This is a genomic window from Pseudomonas kielensis, from assembly GCF_030505375.1.
Taxonomy (GTDB): Bacteria; Pseudomonadota; Gammaproteobacteria; order Pseudomonadales; family Pseudomonadaceae; genus Aquipseudomonas; species Aquipseudomonas kielensis.
The window spans coordinates 5737182-5754801 of sequence record NZ_CP130043.1 but is presented as its reverse complement, the minus strand read 5'-3'; the positions used below and the strand labels follow the sequence as shown (position 1 = coordinate 5754801).

General features: G+C 62.9%; 12 protein-coding genes and 2 pseudogenes. 6 read left to right on the top strand and 8 right to left on the bottom strand.

The window, feature by feature from the left end:
- Positions 1-27: 27 nt before the first annotated feature.
- The 3 genes and pseudogenes from Q1W70_RS26665 to Q1W70_RS26655 all read left to right on the top strand — a co-directional run.
- Positions 28-1311, top strand: a complete 1284-nt coding sequence (locus Q1W70_RS26665; protein ID WP_302098916.1) for an SEL1-like repeat protein — start codon at positions 28-30, stop codon at positions 1309-1311.
- 3 nt (positions 1312-1314) lie between these two features.
- Positions 1315-2667 (top strand): SEL1-like repeat protein, encoded by a 1353-nt coding sequence (locus Q1W70_RS26660; RefSeq protein ID WP_436799871.1) that lies wholly within the window; start codon positions 1315-1317, stop codon positions 2665-2667.
- 72 nt (positions 2668-2739) lie between these two features.
- Positions 2740-3386, top strand: a pseudogene (locus Q1W70_RS26655) (SEL1-like repeat protein); the annotation flags it as partial.
- A 206-nt stretch (positions 3387-3592) separates the two neighbouring features.
- On the opposite strand, the pseudogene Q1W70_RS26650 reads toward Q1W70_RS26655, so the two are convergent.
- Positions 3593-4668: pseudogene (locus Q1W70_RS26650) on the bottom strand (GGDEF domain-containing protein).
- Positions 4669-4920: 252 nt separating this feature from the next.
- Here Q1W70_RS26650 and Q1W70_RS26645 point away from each other — a divergent pair.
- Genes Q1W70_RS26645 through Q1W70_RS26635 form a run of 3 tightly spaced genes read left to right on the top strand, consistent with a single transcriptional unit; the run spans position 4921 to position 7347 of the window.
- Positions 4921-5310 (top strand): RidA family protein, encoded by a 390-nt coding sequence (locus Q1W70_RS26645; RefSeq protein ID WP_095170372.1) that lies wholly within the window; start codon positions 4921-4923, stop codon positions 5308-5310.
- 19 nt (positions 5311-5329) lie between these two features.
- On the top strand, positions 5330-6094 hold the full coding sequence (locus Q1W70_RS26640) for an IclR family transcriptional regulator (RefSeq protein WP_166589510.1): 765 nt from the start codon (positions 5330-5332) through the stop codon (positions 6092-6094).
- A 35-nt stretch (positions 6095-6129) separates the two neighbouring features.
- Positions 6130-7347: an amino acid deaminase gene (locus tag Q1W70_RS26635; RefSeq protein ID WP_166589509.1), complete on the top strand. Its 1218-nt coding sequence runs from the start codon at positions 6130-6132 to the stop codon at positions 7345-7347.
- Between the two features lie 105 nt (positions 7348-7452).
- Here Q1W70_RS26635 and Q1W70_RS26630 read toward each other — a convergent pair whose 3' ends face one another.
- The 7 genes from Q1W70_RS26630 to Q1W70_RS26600 form a co-directional block, all read right to left on the bottom strand.
- On the bottom strand, positions 7453-7728 hold the full coding sequence (locus Q1W70_RS26630) for a peptidylprolyl isomerase (RefSeq protein ID WP_095170376.1): 276 nt from the start codon (positions 7726-7728) through the stop codon (positions 7453-7455).
- A 41-nt stretch (positions 7729-7769) separates the two neighbouring features.
- Positions 7770-9941, bottom strand: a complete 2172-nt coding sequence (locus Q1W70_RS26625; protein ID WP_185818676.1) for a response regulator — start codon at positions 9939-9941, stop codon at positions 7770-7772.
- A gap of 98 nt (positions 9942-10039) precedes the next feature.
- Positions 10040-11995: an acetoacetate--CoA ligase gene (locus tag Q1W70_RS26620; RefSeq protein ID WP_302098418.1), complete on the bottom strand. Its 1956-nt coding sequence runs from the start codon at positions 11993-11995 to the stop codon at positions 10040-10042.
- 116 nt (positions 11996-12111) lie between these two features.
- On the bottom strand, positions 12112-12885 hold the full coding sequence (locus tag Q1W70_RS26615) for a 3-hydroxybutyrate dehydrogenase (protein ID WP_302098417.1): 774 nt from the start codon (positions 12883-12885) through the stop codon (positions 12112-12114).
- Positions 12886-12892: 7 nt separating this feature from the next.
- The gene (locus tag Q1W70_RS26610; protein ID WP_166589504.1) at positions 12893-14284 is read right to left on the bottom strand and encodes a GntP family permease; all 1392 of its coding nucleotides are present in this window, start codon (positions 14282-14284) and stop codon (positions 12893-12895) included.
- Between the two features lie 275 nt (positions 14285-14559).
- Complete coding sequence (locus Q1W70_RS26605; protein ID WP_166589503.1) at positions 14560-15978, bottom strand: sigma-54 interaction domain-containing protein; 1419 nt, start codon at positions 15976-15978, stop codon at positions 14560-14562.
- Positions 15979-16036: 58 nt separating this feature from the next.
- On the bottom strand, positions 16037-17617 hold the full coding sequence (locus Q1W70_RS26600; RefSeq protein ID WP_166589502.1) for an ABC transporter ATP-binding protein: 1581 nt from the start codon (positions 17615-17617) through the stop codon (positions 16037-16039).
- Between the last annotated feature and the right edge of the window lie 3 nt (positions 17618-17620).

Sequence of the window (17620 nt, the reverse complement as noted above, 5' to 3'; positions counted from 1 at the left end):
AATATCAACAGGAGAGTGGTCCGGGGCATGCATCTGAGCCTGTTGCTGACAAGCCTGTTCCTGGCCGCCTGCGATACCGGCAGCGCCCCAACTCATCCGAATCGGGATACTTCCCTAAACCCGCTGACCGAGATCAAAGCCAAGCTGGCCTTTACCTGCGCTCACGAGCAAATCCCTGCGCCGTCCGCCGAGACCGATGAGCTATTCCAGTACGCCCGTTGGTTGCAGAAGAACAACCTGCTCAAGCAGGACAAAAGCGTCGACGCCGAGATAGAACGGCTGTACCGCATTGCGGCCGAGAATGGCCATTACAAAGCCAATATCAACCTGCAAAACGGCACTATGCGCGGTCAATTCACGCTCCGTGGCGCGGATCACCTGCGTCTGAGTCAGCAACTGATCGACGCGAACGTGGCGACGGGGTACTACTTTATTGGCCTCTTCCTGAAGAGCGGTTCGGCTGGGCTGAAGCAGGACACGGCCATGTCGTTGCGATATTTGCGCAAGGCGGCTGATCAGGGCAGTGCTCAAGCCCAGTACGATGTGGGGGACAAGCTGGCACCTAGCGACATTGCGCCGGACGTAGCCCGGCAGATGCGCCGCTGTGCGGCTGAACAGGGCAATGGCAAGGCAGCTGTTGCCTTGGGTATCGACCTAAAGTACGAGGGTCGGTATGAAGAGGCGCTTGAGGTCTTCCAGATGGGTGTTGTAGGAGGTAACGAGAGCGCTGCTAGTCGCTTGGGAAAAGCATTTCGAGCGCCTCTCCTCACCAATAAGGCGCATTACCTCGCCCAACAGGAAGACCTTGAGCGAGCTGAGCGTTATAAAAAAATCTGGAGTTTACTAGCGGACTACTCCTATGCTGACCCAAAAGTCCCCGAAATCAACGAAATCCTCCCCCTACCTCCAGCCAACCTCCCCGCCTGGGACGGCAAGTTGCAGTGGCTCGAAGCCCGCCTGGCCAATGTCCCACCGAAAAAACCCAGCGAGGTGCTGATCCGGCAGTTGGCCAAGGCCAAGCTCCTTGAACCGGCGACCGGCAGGGCCATGCCCGGTTCCCCCGCGTTCATCAAGATCGGTTTTCCCGCACCGACTTGCTCCAGCGGCCAGGCTTGCCCGCAGACCGGCTACTGGCAGGCGGTGCGCCTGAGTCGCCAGGCGGGCTTGGGGCTGAAAGACGGCGCCATCCGCCGCTTCGAAGAGAACGAGATCATGCCGACGTTGAGGGTTCAAAGTAACCAACCGCGCTTTTTGCTTGCCGACAGAATCACGGTCAATGAGGAAAACATCGAATGGCAGCTGTTGGGGTAAGGCATGAGAAACATCATTGACGTGTTCACCTTCCAAGGTGTGCCCAATATCAACAGGAGAGTGGTCCGGGGCATGCATCTGAGCCTGTTGCTGACAAGCCTGCTGCTGGCCGCCTGCGATACCGGCAGCGCCCCAACTCATCCGAATCGGGATACTTCCCTAAACCCGCTGACCGAGATCAAAGCCAAGCTGGCCTTTACCTGCGCTCACGAGCAAATCCCTGCGCCGTCCGCCGAGACCGATGAGCTATTTCAGTACGCCCGCTGGCTACAGAAAAACAACCTGCTCAAGCAGGATCAGGCAGTCGATCTGGAGATCGCGCGGCTGTACCGTATTGCGGCCGAAAACGGCCATTACAAGGCCAATATCAATCTGCAAAATGGCGCGATGCGCGGCCATTTCATGCTCCGTGGCGCGGACCATCTGCGTCTGAGTCAGCAACTGATCGACGCGAACGTGGCGACGGGGTACTACTTTATTGGCCTCTTCCTGAAGAGCGGTTCGGCGGGGTTGAAGCAGGATACGGCCATGTCGTTGCGTTACTTTCGTAAGGCGGCTGATCAGGGAAGTGCTCAAGCACAGTACGATGTGGGGGACATACTGGCGCCGATTGACATCGCGCCGGACGCTGCCCGGAAGATGCGCCGCTGTGCGGCCGAGCAGGGTCATGGCAAGGCTGCTAGGGCGCTAGGAGTTGACCTTTCGACAGATGGACAGTATCAGGAGGCACTTGAGGCATTCCAGATGGGTGTTGTAGCTGGTGACGAGGGCGCTGCTGGCTGGTTGGAAGACGCATTTCGAGGCTCTCCTACAACCGACAAATCGGATTACCTCGCCCAACAGCAAGACCTTGAACGCGCTGAGCGTTATGAAAAAATCTGGAGTCTGCTAGCGGACTACTCCTATGCCGACCCGAAAGTCCCCGAAGTCAATGAAATCCTCCCCCTACCTCCAGCCAAGCTACCGGCCTGGAACGGCAAGTTGCAATGGCTGGAAACCCGCCTGGCCAATGTCCCACCGAAAAGGCCCAGCGAGGTGCTGATCCGGCAGTTGGCCAAGGCCAAGCTCCTTGAGCCGGCGACCGGCAGGGCCATGCCCGGTTCCCCCGCGTTCATCAAGATCGGTTTTCCCGCACCGACTTGCTCCAGCGGCCAGGCTTGCCCGCAGACCGGCTACTGGCAGGCGGTGCGCCTGAGTCGCCAGGCGGACTTGGGGCTGAAAGACGGCGCCATCCGCCGCTTCGAAGAGAACGAGATCATGCCGACCCTTAGGGTTCAGAGTCACCAGCCGCGCTTTTTGCTTGCCGACAGAATCACGGTCAATGAGGAAAACATCGAATGGCAGCTGTTGGGGTAAGGCATGAGAAACATCATTGACGTGTTCGCCTTCCAAGGTGTGCCCAATATCAACAGGAGAGTGGTCCGGGGCATGCATCTGAGCCTGTTGCTGACAAGCCTGCTGCTGGCCGCCTGCGATACCGGCAGCGCCCCAACTCATCCGAATCGGGATACTTCCCTAAACCCGCTGACCGAGATCAAAGCCAAGCTGGCCTTTACCTGCGCTCACGAGCAAATCCCTGCGCCGTCCGCCGAGACCGATGAGCTATTTCAGTACGCCCGCTGGCTACAGAAAAACAACCTGCTCAAGCAGGACAAGTCGCTCGATCTGGAGATCGCGCGGCTGTACCGTATTGCGGCCGAAACGGCCATTACAAGGCCAATATCAATCTGCAAAATGGCAGCATGCGCGGCCATTTCATGCTTGGGGGCGGGGACCACCTGCGCCTGAGTCAGCAACTGATCGATGCGAACGTAGCGACGGGCACTACTTTATCGGTCTCCTCCTGAAAAGCGGAACAGCTGGGCTAAAGCAGGACACGGCCATGTCGTTGCGATATTTGCGCAAGGCGGCTGAGCAGGCTCATGGCAAGGCAGCTATTGCTTTGGGTATCGACTTTAAAAACGAGGGCCGGTTTCAAGAAGCGCTTGAGATCCTCCAGATGGGATTTGTAGGAGGTAACGAGTGCTGCTAGTCGCTTGGGAAAAGCATTTCGAGCGCCTCTCCTCACCAATAAGGCGCCTGCCGGCGATGGACGTTAACGATATCGCGTGCATTCAGGGTGTGTGCGGTGTTCTCCAGGCCATCGCGAGCAGGCTCGCTCCTACAAATCCTGCGTACACCACCCAGGCCAACACCAGCCTCGGGTACGCCGCAGACCCTATGGGAGTTCAAGCCGGCTCCCACAGGTTTCTTGACTGGCATCGTGAACACGCTCGTGATTTCACGCAGCAAAGGTGTAACGGTCCTTGCCGCTGTGTTTGGCCTGGTACAGCGCTTCGTCGGCTTTTCTCAATGCCTGGCTCAATGAGTCGCTGGCGGCCACCTGGGTCAGGCCGATGCTGATGGTCACCGGGTATTCGCTGGGATCCTCGCGCACTGTCTGGCACAGGCGTGCGGCCAGGTCTTCGACGTCGTCACGGTGGACCCCGGACAAGTAGATCGCAAATTCCTCCCCCCCAGTCGTGCGTACGCGTATTCGGCCATGACCGCCTTGATGTTGGCCGCGATGCGTTTGAGCACCAGGTCGCCAATGTCGTGCCCGTAGGTGTCATTGACCTTCTTGAAATTGTCGATATCGACCATCGCCAGGTAATGCTCGTGCTCACGCGGGTGCGCTTGCAGTTGCCGGGTGGCGGTGGTCATGAACGCGCGGCGATTGGGGATTTCGGTCAGCGTGTCGAGGTAGGCCTGGTCCAGCAGCAGCTTCGACATGATGTAGGCGTAGAGCCTGGCTTGGCGCAGTTTCACAAAGCTGTAGAGGGTCAGGGCGCTGAGGAATACCGAGTAGCAGGCGGTTATCGTGCCCTTGAGGTCCAGCAGTTCTATATCGGTGCCGTAGAAGGGGTTGAGCACCAGCCAGGTGATCAGCAGCGCGCCGTAGAACGAGCCGTGGCTCAGCGGCAGCACCGAGGCGCTGTAGAGAATGCTGGAGGCGGCCAGTACCAGCCAGGCCGGTTGCAAGTTCGCGGGCAAGGCGTCGATGACCATGCGGATACTCAGGGTCATCAGTAGCACGAACAGCACATTGAGGCGGTGAAAGTGCAGGGCTTTGCGGGTGAACGCCAGGAGGGTCGCAATGATCGAAAGGGCCCCCAGGAACAGTGGCGAGAGGTAGGTAAAGCGCAGCCCGCCCATGAAGCTGACGATCAGGTCGAAGACCAGCCAGATCACGATGCTGGCGATGTAGATCAACAGGCAGAAACGCTGTTGCCGCTCGAAGTGATACTGCGCAAATTCCCGTTGCAAGGCTGCCGGGGCAGCTTTTTTCAGCACTTCATCTTCAATGGTCTTGAACATCGTTCGCCTTGTTTTCCCTGGAATACCCGGACGCACATGGATGTCGGCTGAAGCTTGAATAGAAGCAGGCCGGCGCGGTGTTGTCCAACGGCGTGAGGCGGATGCGAGTGTTGCCTTGGTCGCGGCGGGTGAACAAATACCCTGGGATTCTCCCGGCGCGCTGTGGCACACTTTTCGCCGTTGGTTCCGCTATTGCATAGCGTGTTCCGCTATAGCGGAATTGGCCGTTACTTCTCACACAGGAGATCCACCATGAGCATCACTCGTTATGGCACCGGCAGCACCGCCGGCGGCGGTCAGCCGCGTCCTTTCGCCCGGGCCGTTGAAGCCGACGGCTGGCTGCATGTGTCGGGGCAGGTGCCGGCGGTGGATGGCGAAATCATTGTCGGCGGGATCGTCGAGCAGACCCACCAGACCCTGCGCAACCTGGTGGCGATCCTCGAAGAAGCCGGTTACGGCCTCGAAGACGTGGTGCGCACCGGCGTCTGGCTGGCGGACCCACGGGATTTCTGGAGCTTCAACAAAGTCTTCTCCGAGTACTTCAGTCCTGAACATGCGCCGGCCCGGGCCTGTGTGCAAGCGAACATGATGGTCGACTGCAAGGTCGAGATCGATTGCGTCGCCTACAAGAAAAAAGCCTGAAGCCGGGGAGGCCGCAACCATGAGCGACGACCCTATCAAGCGTCGGGCCCGAGGGCTGGACCGGGCGTTCGATATCCTCGACTTCCTCAAGGAAATCGGCGAGCCGCTGCGTCCCAACGATATCGCCAACGGCATCGGCAGCCCGAAGTCCACGGTCTACGAGCTGGTGGCGGCCCTGCTGGAGCGGCGGATCCTGCAGCCGGTGGGCAAGGACGGGCATGTGTACCTGGGGCGCCAGCTGTACTTTCTGGGGCAGGCGCACTTGCGTCATTTCGACCTCACCCGCGAAGCCGGGCAGGCCCTGCAGGAGATCGTCAGCCAGACTGGCGAAACCGCGCAGATGTGCCTGCTCAACGGGCGCAAATACACGGTGGCGCTGATGCAGGAGGGCCAGCGGCATTTCCGTATTTCCTCGGACATCGGCGAGAACGCGCCGATCCCCTGGACCGCGTCCGGGCGCCTGCTGCTGGCGCACCTGAGTGACCAGCAGATTGTCGAGCTGATTGCCGCCGAGGACTTCATCCTGCCTGACGGCCAGGCGCTGCCGGTGCCACGTTTCCTGGCCGAGATCCGCCAGGCCGGGATCGATGGGTTCTTCTCCTTCGACAGCGTGGCCGACACCTTCACCCATTGTTTCGCCGCCCCGGTCAAAGACCCGGACGGCGTGGCCATTGCCACCTTGTGCATCGTCGCTCCAAGGGCCGATGCCAGGGACCACTACGACGCCTACCGCCGGGTGCTGATCGACAGCGCCAACCGCATGGCCCGGCGCCTCAACGAATAACCCTGGCCGCTGCCGGCCGTGCAAGGAGTGAAAGCATGTCTTTTACGTTGAACATCGCTGCCGTGGAAAAAGGCGCTGCGCCGGTGGGCGCGCACCTGGTGCGGGACGTCAGCCTGCCGGCGTTGGTGCTGCACCGCGCAGCGCTTGAGCACAACATCAGCTGGATGCAGCAGTTCGTTTCTGCCAGCGGCGCGCAACTGGCGCCCCACGGCAAAACCAGCATGACCCCGGCCCTGTTTCGCCGGCAACTGGCGGCCGGTGCCTGGGGCATTACCCTGGCCACCGCCGTGCAGACCCGAGCCGCCTACGCCCACGGCGTGCGTCGGGTATTGATGGCCAACCAGTTGGTCGGCGCACCGAACATGGCGCTGATTGCCGACCTGTTGGTCGACCCGGACTTTGATTTCCACTGCATGGTCGATCACCCGGACAACGTCGCCGACCTCGGTGCGTTTTTTGCCACGCGTGGGCAGCGCTTGAACGTGATGATCGAGTACGGCGTGGTCGGTGGTCGTTGTGGTTGCCGCAGCGAAGCCGAAGTCCTGGCGCTGGCGGCGGCGATCGAGGCCCATCCGGGCCTGGCCTTGACCGGTATCGAAGGCTACGAAGGGGTGATCCACGGTGAGCAGGCGGTCAGTGGCATCCGTGAGTTTGCCGCCTCCCTGGTGCGTCTGGCCGTGCAGTTGCAAGACAGCGGCGCGTTCGCCCTGGAGCGGCCGATCGTCACAGCATCGGGGTCGGCCTGGTACGACCTGATCGCCGAATCCTTTGCGGCGCAGAACGCGGCGGGGCGTTTTCTCAGCGTGTTGCGCCCGGGCAGTTATGTGGCCCACGACCATGGCATCTACAAGGAGGCGCAATGCTGCGTGCTGGGTCGCCGTAGCGACCTGCACGAAGGCCTGCGCCCGGCGCTGGAAGTCTGGGCCCATGTGCAGTCGTTGCCGGAACCGGGCTTTGCGGTGATTGCCCTGGGCAAGCGCGACGTGGCCTACGACGCCGGATTGCCGGTGCCGTTGCGCCGCTACCCGGCCGGTGTAGTCCCGGCGGTGGGCGATGACGTGGCGGCGTGCAAGGTCACGGCGGTGATGGACCAGCATGCCTTCATGACGGTGGCGCCGGGCATCGAGCTGCGGGTAGGCGACATCATTTCGTTCGGCACCTCCCACCCGTGCCTGACGTTCGATAAGTGGCGCAACGGCTTGTTGGTGGATGAGCAGTTGCAGGTGATTGAAAGCATGCCGACCTGTTTCTAGGCCGCTCCCACAGGCGAACCACCCGGGAATCTATGCTGATGAATACGCGTGGCCCCAATCCCCCAGGTGCCGGGCGCATTGATTCCCAGGAGCTGAAGCCAGGGCTCAGTCGCGGTAGAACACCTGCACCAGGTGATAACCGAACTTGCTCTTGATCGGCCCGTGGACCACGCGCAACGGCTTTTTGAAAATCACCGCATCGATGGCGCCGACCATTTGCCCGGGCCGGACTTCGCCGAGGTCGCCGCCGCGCTTGCCGGACGGGCAGGTGGAGTACTTCTTGGCCAGCACATCGAACGCCTCGCCCTTGGCGATACGTTGCTTGAGCTGTTCGGCCTCATCGGCAGTTTTCACCAGAATATGGCGGGCTTGAGCTTTCATTCGGACAGTTACCCTGGAACGGTGGTGGCGGCGGGGCGCGATTATGCCTGATATCCGCCTGCGGGGCGGATCATCTGGCGAATCTTGCCGGCCAGTTGTTCGAGGGTAAACGGCTTGGCCAGCAGGTCCATGCCCTCGTCGAGAAACCCTTGGCGTTCGGCGGCCTGTTGCGCGTAGCCGGTCATGAACAGCACTTTCAGCTCGGGGCGATGCTGGCGGGCGATCTCCGCCAGTTGCCGGCCATTCATCCCGGGCAGGCCGACGTCGGTCACCAGCAGATCGATGCGCAACTCCGATTCCAGCAAGCGCAGCGCGGTGTTGGCGTCTTCGGCGGCGTGGGTGCTGTAGCCCAGTTCCGTGAGCACGTTTTGCACCAACAGGCGCACCGCCGGGTCATCTTCCACCAGCAGCACCGACTCACCGGCGACCGCGAAGGTACTGCCCAGGTTCGGCGTGGGGGCCGCCGCCTGCGCCGGGCTGTGCAGGCGCGGCAGGTACAGACGCACGCAGGTGCCCTGGCCGGCCTCGCTGCTGAGCGTGGCGTGGCCGCCGGATTGCTGGGCAAAACCGTAGATCATCGACAAGCCCAGGCCAGTGCCCTGGCCAATGGGCTTGGTGGTGAAGAAGGGGTCGAAGGCCTTGGCCAGCACGCGTGGGCTCATGCCCGAACCGTTGTCGCGTACGCCGAGCATGACGTAGTCGCCGGCCTTGACCGGCTCCAGGGTGCTGATGTCGTTGCCGTCCAGGTAGCTGTTGGCGGTTTCGATCAGCAATTCGCCGCCGTCGGGCATGGCATCGCGGGCGTTGATCACCAGGTTGAGCAGGGCATTTTCCAACTGCCCGGCATCGGTGTTGACCGGCCACACGCCGGGGGCCAGATCGAATTTCAGCTCGATGTGTTCGCCCTTGGTGCGGCGGATCAACTCTTCGAGCGAACGCACCAGGTTGTTGGGGTCCAGCGGTTGGCGATCCAGCGATTGCCGGCGGGAGAAGGCCAGCAGGCGGTGGGTCAGGGCGGCTGCGCGATTGGCCGAAGCCACGGCCGCCTCGGCAAAGCGCCCGATGTCCTCGGTACGGCCCTCGCCGATGTAGCGCTGGATCAGGTCCAGGCTGCCGATGATGCCGGTCAGCATGTTGTTGAAGTCATGGGCGATGCCGCCGGTGAGCTGTCCCACGGCTTCCATTTTCTGCGCATGGCGCAACGCATCCTCGGCCCGTTCACGCTCGAACATTTCGTTCTGCAGGCGCTGGTTGACCTCCGCCAGGGCCTGGGTGCGCGCGGCCACCCGTTCCTCCAGGGTTTCATTGAGATTACGCAGGGCTTGCTCGGTCTGTTTGCGTTCGGTCAGGTCGAGGGCGGCACCGAGAAAGCGGATCGGCCGGCCGTGGTGATCCTTGTAGCAGCGGCCCCGGGCAAACACCCAGCGCACCTCGCCATTGGCTTGCAGCAGGCGGTATTCCTCGGCGTATTCGTCGGCGTGGGTGATGCAGTGCTTGATGCTGCGCGTGACCATGGCCCGGTCTTGCGGGTGCACGCCGTGCAGGTACTCGCTGATGGGCAACTGGCCGGCGCGGCTCGGGTCGACGCCGTGCAACTGGGCGAAATGGGCGTCGGCGAGAAACCGGTCGTTGCCGATATCCCAGTCCCAGGTGCCGACCGACTCGGTGGCGGCCAGGGCCAGTTGCAGGCGCTGCTCGCTGTCTTGCTGGGCCTTGAGGCTGGCGTCCGAGCGTTGCTTGAGCTCCAGGGCGATGCGCCGGCGTTCGTTGGTTTCGATGGCGGTGACCAGGATCCCGGCGACTTGCCCATGCTCGTCGCGTATCGGGCTGTAGGTCAGGTCCAGCCAGAATTCCTGTTCCTGGCCTTCGCGTTGCAGGCTGAACCGTTGCTCGCTGTAGGAGCGCACCTGGCCCTGCAGCACCGCGCGGTAGATCGGCGTGGTGAAATCCTCGAGCTCCGGCCACGTCAGGTGCGTGGGCTGGCCGAACGCCTTGGGGTGTTTGTTGCCGGCCAGCAGGGCGAAGCCGTCGTTGTAGATCTGCGCCAGTTGCGGGCCCCAGAGCAGGAGCATGGGCATCGGCGAGTGAATCACGATGTCCACCGCGGTGCGCAGGCTCTGCGGCCACTGACTGGCAGGCCCCAGCGGGCTTTGTGTCCAGTCGAGGCGGGCAATCAGGGCCTGGGCGTCGCCGCCGTTGGGGGAGTGATTCATCGCGGGTTCCTGCGTCCTGTCATCGGGCATGTCGAGGATGTAGACGCCTGGCGGCCGGAAAAGTCTCGCCGCTGCCCGATTTCATCGCCCAGCCTGCGTTACTCCTGCAGTTCCGGGCGCTGGCGAAACTGTTCCAGGGCCTCGGGATTGGCCAGGGCGTCGGTGTTTTTCACCGGCCGGCCGTGCACCACATTGCGCACTGCCAGCTCGACCACCTTACCGCTGATGGTGCGCGGGATGTCGCTGACCGCGAGGATTTTCGCCGGCACATGACGCGGTGTGGTATTGGCGCGGATCACGTGGCGAATCTGTTGCTCCAGGGCCTCGTCCAGCACTGCGCCGTCGGCCAGGCGCACGAACAGCACCACGCGCACGTCGTCCTGCCACTGTTGGCCGATGGCGACGCAATCCTGTACCTGGGCAACCTTTTCCACCTGGCGATAGATTTCCGCCGTGCCAATGCGCACGCCGCCCGGGTTGAGCACGGCGTCGGAGCGGCCATGGATCATCCAGCTGCCATGCGTCAGTTCTTCGGCGTAGTCGCCCTGGGCCCAGACGCCGGGGAACTGGCTGAAGTAGGAGTCGTGGAGTTTTTCCTGCTGGGGGTCGTTCCACAGGCCGATGAGCATGGCCGGGAAGTGGCGGGTGCAGACCAGTTCGCCTTTCTCGCCAATCACCCGCTGGCCCGCGTCGTTCCACACTTCGATGGACATGCCCAGGCCTTTGCCTTGCATCTCGCTGCGACGCACGGGCAGCAACGGGTTGCCGGCGACAAAGCAGGAGATGATGTCGGTACCGCCGGACATCGAGGCCAGGCACAGGTCGGGCTTGATCTGCCGGTAAACGTAGTCGTAGCTGTGGGGCGACAGCGCCGAGCCGGTCGAGAGCAGGGTCTTTAGGCTGCTCAGGTCATGGCTCAGGCGCGGTTGCAGGCCGTTGCTTTCCAGGGTGGCCAGGTACTTGGGGCTGGTGCCGAAGACGGTGATGCGTTCGTGCTCGATCAAGTCGAGCAGGCGTTGCGGCCCCGGGTGGAAGGGCGAGCCGTCGTACAACACGATGCTGCTGCCCACGGCCAGTGCCGAGACCAGCCAGTTCCACATCATCCAGCCGCAGGTGGTGTAGTAGAACAATCGGTCGGCGGGCCCGAGGTCGACGTGTAGGCCGTGTTCCTTGACGTGTTGCAGGAGCACGCCACCGGTGCTGTGGATGATGCATTTGGGCACGCCGGTGGTGCCGCTGGAATAGAGGATGTACAGCGGGTGGGCAAAGGGCACGGCGACAAATTCAGGCTCGCCGCCGGCCTGATAAAAGTCCTGCCACAGGCTGATGCGGGCCTGGCTGGCGTAGTCCTCGGTACGTGCCTGGGGACGGGCGTACGGCACGATGATCAAGTGTTCCAGGGATGGCAGGCGCTGGAGGATTTCGTTGAGCTTGAGGGTTTGGTCGATGGCCTTGCCAGCATAGTGATAGCCGGCACAGGTTATCAGCACTTTGGGTTCGATCTGGCCGAACCGGTCAATCACGCCCTGGGTGCCGAAGTCCGGCGAAGAACAGGACCAGACCGCCCCCAGGCTGGTGGTGGCGAGCATGCCGACCAGGGTTTGCCAGGTGTTGGGCATGCACGCCGCGACCCGGTCGCCAAGGCCGACGCCGGCTGCTTGCAGGCTCTTTTGCAGGCCGGCTACGTGGCTGGCCAGTTCGGCAAAACTCAGTTGTTCGCGCTGGCCATCCTCGCCGATGGCGATCACCGCCACCGCGTCATCGCGCCGGCGCAACAGGTGTTCGGCAAAATTCAGGGTGGCCCCGGGAAACCACTGGGCGCTGGGCATCTGCCGGCCTTCACGCAGCACCGTCTCGGGGGGCTGGTGGAAGGTGATGCCGAAGTAGTCGACGATGGCCTGCCAGAAGTCTTCGCGCTGGTCGATGCTCCACTGGTGCAGGGCCGGGTAGTCGGTGATTGCCAGGGCGTGGCGCTGGTTGCACAGGTGCCGGAAGGCTTCCATGCGGGTCTGGGCGATGCGTTCGGGGCTGGGTTGCCAGAGAATTTCGGACATGACTTGCCTCTTGTTTTTAGGTTGGGGCAGGTGGTGCTGGGTGTAATTTTTATTGTTTGGGGGGTGGGTGTGGGGCGAGCCCACAATCCCACCGACCCACCCACCAAGGCAGTGCGTTACTGCGCCAGCCACCCGCCATCGATATTCCAGGCCGCGCCACGTACCTGGCTGCCCGCATCGCTGCACAGGAACAGCACCAGTTCGCCCAGTTGCGGCGGGGTGACGAATTCCAGCGACGGTTGTTTCTCGGCCAGCAGGTCATGCTGGGCCTGCTGCGGCTCGACGCCAGCGGCGGCGCGGTCATCGATCTGCTTCTGCACCAGCGGCGTCAGCACCCAGCCGGGGCAAATGGCGTTGCAGGTGACGTTGCTGGTGGCGGTTTCCAGGCCGACCACCTTGGTCAGGCCGATCACCCCATGCTTGGCGGCGACGTACGCGGCCTTGCCCACCGAACCGACCTGGCCGTGCACCGAGGCGATGTTGATGATCCGCCCCCAGCCCTTGGTGCGCATGCCCGGCAGGCTCAGGCGGGTGCTGTGGAACACCGACGACAGGTTGATCGCGATGATTGCGTCCCAGCGTTCCACCGGGAAGTCTTCCACGGCCGATACGTGCTGGATCCCGGCGTTGTTGACCAGGATGTCGACGCCACCGAACTCGCGCTCGGCGTAGGCCAGCATCTCGGCGATTTGCGCCGGGTCGCTGACGTCGGCCGGGTGATGGCCGACCTTGCCGCCCAATTGCGCGACGTCGGCGATGACCTGCGAGGCGTCGCCAAACCCATTGAGGATCAGGTTGGCGCCGGCCTTGGCCAGGCTCAGGGCGATGCCCAGGCCGATGCCGCTGGTGGAACCGGTGACCAGTGCGGTCTTGCCCGAAAGAGATGTCATGAATGCCTCACACAATGCCGGTGGCGTAGAAGGTAGCGATGACGACGAAGACCGCCAGGGTCTTGATCAGCGTAATACAGAAAATGTCTTTGTAGGCTTCGCGGTGGGTCAGGCCCGTGACCGCCAGCAGGGTAATCACCGCGCCGTTGTGGGGCAGGGTGTCCATGCCGCCACTGGCCATGGCCGCCACCCGGTGCAGCACTTCCAGGGGGATGTTGGCGGCGTGGGCGGCGGCGATGAAGTCGTTGGCCATGGCCGCCAGCGCGATGCTCATGCCGCCCGAGGCGGAACCGGTGATACCGGCCAGCAGGGTCACGGTGATCGCTTCATTGACCAGCGGATTGGGGATGGTTTTGAGCCAGTCGGCCAGCACCAGGAAACCCGGCAGGGAGGCGATGACCGCACCGAAGCCGTATTCCGAGGCCGTGTTCATGGCCGCCAGCAGGGCGCCGCTGACCGCACTTTTGCTGCCTTCGGCAAGCTTGCTGCGAATGGCCTGGAAGCCGAATACCAGCACCATCAGGATGCCCACCAGCAAGGCTGCCTGCACGGCCCAGATGGCGGTGAGCTTGGCGATTTCGGTGGTCACCGGCGCGGTCATGCCGGGCAGGCTGAGGCTGTGGGTCTTGCCGTACCACTGGGGAATCCAGTGGGTGAACAGCAGGTTCATGATGCCCACCGCCAGCAGCGGCGACAGGGCCAGCCAGGGGTTGGGCAGCTTGAGGTCCTCGGCGGTTTCCGGCTCGTTGCGCAGCTCGCTGCCATAACCTTCACCGCTGCGCTGGGCCTTGTTGCGCTGGCGCTGGAGAAACAGCATGCCGGCGCAGAACACGAATATCGTGCCGATCACCCCCAGCCACGGCGCAGCCCAGGCGGTGGTGTTGAAGAAGGTGCTGGGGATGATGTTCTGGATTTGCGGGGTACCTGGCAGGGCATCCATGGTGAACGAGAACGCGCCAAGGGCGATGGTGGCCGGGATCAGTCGCTTGGGAATGTTGCTTTGCTTGAACATCTCGGCCGCAAAGGGGTACACGGCGAACACCACCACGAACAGCGAGACGCCGCCGTAGGTGAGCAGGGCGCAGACCAGCACGATCACCAGCATTGCCTGGCGAGTGCCCAGCAGGCGGATCGCGGCGGCCACGATCGAGCGCGAGAAACCCGACAGCTCGATCAGCTTGCCGAACACCGCACCGAGCAGGAAGACCGGGAAATACAGTTTGATGAAGCCGACCATTTTCTCCATGAACACCCCGGTAAAGGCGGGAGCAACGGCGGAGGGGTCGGTCAGCAGGACGGCGCCAAGGGCGGCAATCGGGGCAAAGAGGATAACGCTATAGCCACGGTAGGCTGCGAGCATCAGCAGCGCGAGGGCTGCCAAGGCAATGATCACACTCATGGTGTGTCTCCTTCGATTGTTATTTTTTTAGGGGTGAAGCGGGTGTGAGAGGGGCTATAGCGGGTTTTGTGCCAGGTTTGTAAGTGGTTGATATAAAACAATAAATTCTATTATTGGTAATATTTTTTAATGTTTTGTCTCGGTTTTGAGAGCTGTGATGATGGAAAGGGCGCGTTCGCTGGCAAGCCAATTCCTACAAGGGATGGGTATTTCCCTGTAGGCGCTGACTTGTCAGCGACCCATGGCGACCCTGTCTCTCTATAAAGACCGATGTCTCAATAAGGAGACTCGGCAATCCCCAGCGCCGCCATTTTCTTGTATAAGGTCGAGCGGCCCAACCCCAGCCTGACCGCGGCTTCCGGCACTTTGCCGGCGCACTGGGCCAGGGTGCTCTGGATCAACTGCCGGTCGAAACGCTCACGGGCGGCGCTGAAGGTTTCGTTCGCCAGCGGCTCTGTCGGCACTGCTGCCGCGCGTTGCACGGGCACCAGGCTGCCGATGGCTGCGCGAATTTCGCCGGCGTCGAGGATCAGGTCGTCGCTGAGCAAGGCGGCCCGCTCCAGCACGTTGCGCAGTTCGCGGATGTTGCCCGGCCAGGCGTGCTGGCCCAGCAGTTCCAGGGCTGGCGGGTCGAGTTCGTGCTGGCTGCGCAGTTCTTCGAGAATCGCTTCGCTCAAGGCGGGCAGGTCGTCGAGGCGCTCGCGCAGGGGTGGCACCTGGATCGGCAGGACGTTGAGGCGGTAATACAGGTCGGCGCGAAACTCGCCGCGCTTGATCGCCGCCTCAAGGTCGGTGGAGGTCGCGGCGATGACGCGCACGTCACTCTGGATCATTTCATTGGAGCCCACTGGCTCGAATTCCTTTTCCTGCAGGACCCGCAGTAACTTGCTTTGCAGCGGCAGGGGCATGTCGCCGATCTCATCGAGAAACAGGGTGCCGCCCTGGGCGATTTGCAGCTTGCCGGCGCGCCCCTTGCGATCGGCACCGGTGAAGGCGCCGGGGGCGGTGCCGAAGAACTCGGCTTCCAGCAGCGCTTCGGGGATCGCCGCGCTGTTGATGCTGACAAAGGCTTTGTGTGCCCGGGGCGAGGCGCTGTGAATGGCCTGGGCCAACAGTTCCTTGCCGGTACCGGTTTCCCCCAGCAGCAACACCGGCGAGTCGGTGCTGGCGCTGCGTCGGGCACGGCGTTTGACCTCCAGGCTGGCGGTGCTGGTGCCGATGAAGTGAGCAAAGGTGTACTTGGCCTGGCGGGCCCGCAGCAAGGAGCGGGTGGAGGCCAGTTCCTCCTGCATGCTCAGGTAGCGCTTGAGCATCGGCGACAGGCTGCGCAGTTCATCGAACAGGGCAAAGCCGATGGCGCCGATCACGGCCCCGGCATCGTCGTGGATCGGCAGGCGCATCACCACCAGCGGTTCCTTGGAGGTGTCCTGCATGTCCAGCAGGATCGGCCGGCCGCTGCGCACCACCTCGCGCAACAGGCTGCCGGGGATCACGCTTTCGCAGGCCTTGCCGATGGCCACGGCGGCCGACTCCAGGCCAAAGCGCCGGGCATAACGCTCGTTCATCCAGACGATATTGGCATCGCGGTCGACAATCACCGTGCCTTCGCTCGATTGCTCGATGATCTCGAACAAGGAGCGGATCGCCAGCGTGCGTACGCGTTGGTAGTCCTTGAGGTTTTCGCCGGTGTTCATCGGTTCATTTCCGAAGGGTGGGTGATGGGGGCAATACGGTCCGGCGGCAGGCGCGCAATCATGCCCACCCCGGATGGGCGGCGGCCAACAGTTCTCTGGTGTAGGGATGTTGCGGTGCGTCGAACACATCATGGCTGGCGCCGCGTTCGACCACCTTGCCGTCCTTGATCACGATCATGTCGTGGGCCAGGGCGCGGACCACCGACAGGTCGTGGCTGATGAACAGGTAGGTCAGGCCGTGTTTTTCCTGGAGCTGGCGGAGCAGGGCGACCACCTGTTTTTGCACGGTGCGGTCCAGCGCCGAGGTCGGTTCGTCGAGCAGGATCAGCGCCGGCTTGAGCACCAGGGCGCGGGCGATGGCGATGCGTTGGCGCTGGCCACCGGAAAACTCGTGGGGGTAACGATGGCGGCTCTGTGGGTCCAGGCCGACTTCCTTGAGCACCTGGATCACCTGGGCTTCGCACTCCTGGGCGGTGCACTGGCTGTGGACCTCCAGGCCCTCGCTGATGATTTGCGCCACGGACATCCGCGGACTCAGGCTGCCAAAGGGGTCCTGGAACACCACCTGCATCTGTTTGCGCCAGGGCCGCAGTTGCTTCTGGTTGAGACCGTCCAGCGCCTCGCCCTGGAAGCGGATGCTGCCCGCGGAGTCCAGCAGGCGCAGGATCGCCTGGCCGAGGGTCGACTTGCCCGAGCCGGACTCACCGACGATGCCCAGGGTCTTGCCCCGTTGAATGCTCAGGCTGATGCCGTCCACGGCGTGCAGCCAGGTCTTGCGCTGGAACAACCCACCGCCGAGGGGGAAACGCACGCTCAGGTCGGTGACTTCCAGCACGGCTTCGCGTTCATCCCGGGGCAGGGCTTCACCTTCCGGCTCGGCGTTGAGCAGCTCGCAGCTATAAGGGTGCTGCGGTGCGGTGAACAGGGTTTCACAGGCGGCCTGTTCGACGATCTCGCCGCCGCGCATCACGCAGACGCGCTGGGCGATGCTGCGCACCAGGTTGAGGTCGTGGCTGATCAGCAGCAGCGACATGCCCAGGCGTTGTTGCAGTGACTTGAGCAGCAGCAGGATCTTGCGTTGCACCGTCACGTCCAGGGCGGTGGTGGGTTCGTCGGCGATCAGCAGTTCCGGCTCGCAGGCCAGTGCCATGGCAATCATCACCCGTTGCCGCTGGCCGCCGGAGAGTTGGTGCGGGTAGGCCTTGAGACGCTCCCTGGGGTTGGCAATGCCCACCAGTTCGAGCAGTTCCAGTATCCGCAGTTGCGCGGCCTTGCCGCCCAGGCCTTTGTGCACCAGCAGGGTTTCGCCGATCTGTTTTTCGATGCTGTGCAGGGGGTTGAGGGAGGTCATCGGCTCCTGGAAGATCATCGCGATGCGGTTGCCGCGCAGGGCGCGCAAGGTGCTGGCCTCGGCACCGAGCAACTGCTGGCCACGGTAGCGAATGCTGCCCGAGGACTGAGTGCCACACTCGGGCAGCAGTTGCAGGATCGAGTGGGCGGTCACTGACTTGCCCGAGCCGGATTCACCGACCAGCGCCAGGCACTCGCCGGCACGGATGTCCAGGCACAGGTCGCGCACCGCCACCTGGCCGTTGAAGGCCACGTTGAGGTTACGGATTTCGATCAGGTTGTCGCTCATGGC

Coding starts and splice junctions, on each gene's coding strand:
- Q1W70_RS26665 (WP_302098916.1), top strand. CDS start 28: ATGCATCTGAGCCTGTTGCTGACAAGCCTGTTCCTGGCCGCCTGCGAT.
- Q1W70_RS26660 (WP_436799871.1), top strand. CDS start 1,315: ATGAGAAACATCATTGACGTGTTCACCTTCCAAGGTGTGCCCAATATC.
- Q1W70_RS26645 (WP_095170372.1), top strand. CDS start 4,921: ATGAGCATCACTCGTTATGGCACCGGCAGCACCGCCGGCGGCGGTCAG.
- Q1W70_RS26640 (WP_166589510.1), top strand. CDS start 5,330: ATGAGCGACGACCCTATCAAGCGTCGGGCCCGAGGGCTGGACCGGGCG.
- Q1W70_RS26635 (WP_166589509.1), top strand. CDS start 6,130: ATGTCTTTTACGTTGAACATCGCTGCCGTGGAAAAAGGCGCTGCGCCG.
- Q1W70_RS26630 (WP_095170376.1), bottom strand. CDS start 7,728: ATGAAAGCTCAAGCCCGCCATATTCTGGTGAAAACTGCCGATGAGGCC.
- Q1W70_RS26625 (WP_185818676.1), bottom strand. CDS start 9,941: ATGAATCACTCCCCCAACGGCGGCGACGCCCAGGCCCTGATTGCCCGC.
- Q1W70_RS26620 (WP_302098418.1), bottom strand. CDS start 11,995: ATGTCCGAAATTCTCTGGCAACCCAGCCCCGAACGCATCGCCCAGACC.
- Q1W70_RS26615 (WP_302098417.1), bottom strand. CDS start 12,885: ATGACATCTCTTTCGGGCAAGACCGCACTGGTCACCGGTTCCACCAGC.
- Q1W70_RS26610 (WP_166589504.1), bottom strand. CDS start 14,284: ATGAGTGTGATCATTGCCTTGGCAGCCCTCGCGCTGCTGATGCTCGCA.
- Q1W70_RS26605 (WP_166589503.1), bottom strand. CDS start 15,978: ATGAACACCGGCGAAAACCTCAAGGACTACCAACGCGTACGCACGCTG.
- Q1W70_RS26600 (WP_166589502.1), bottom strand. CDS start 17,617: ATGAGCGACAACCTGATCGAAATCCGTAACCTCAACGTGGCCTTCAAC.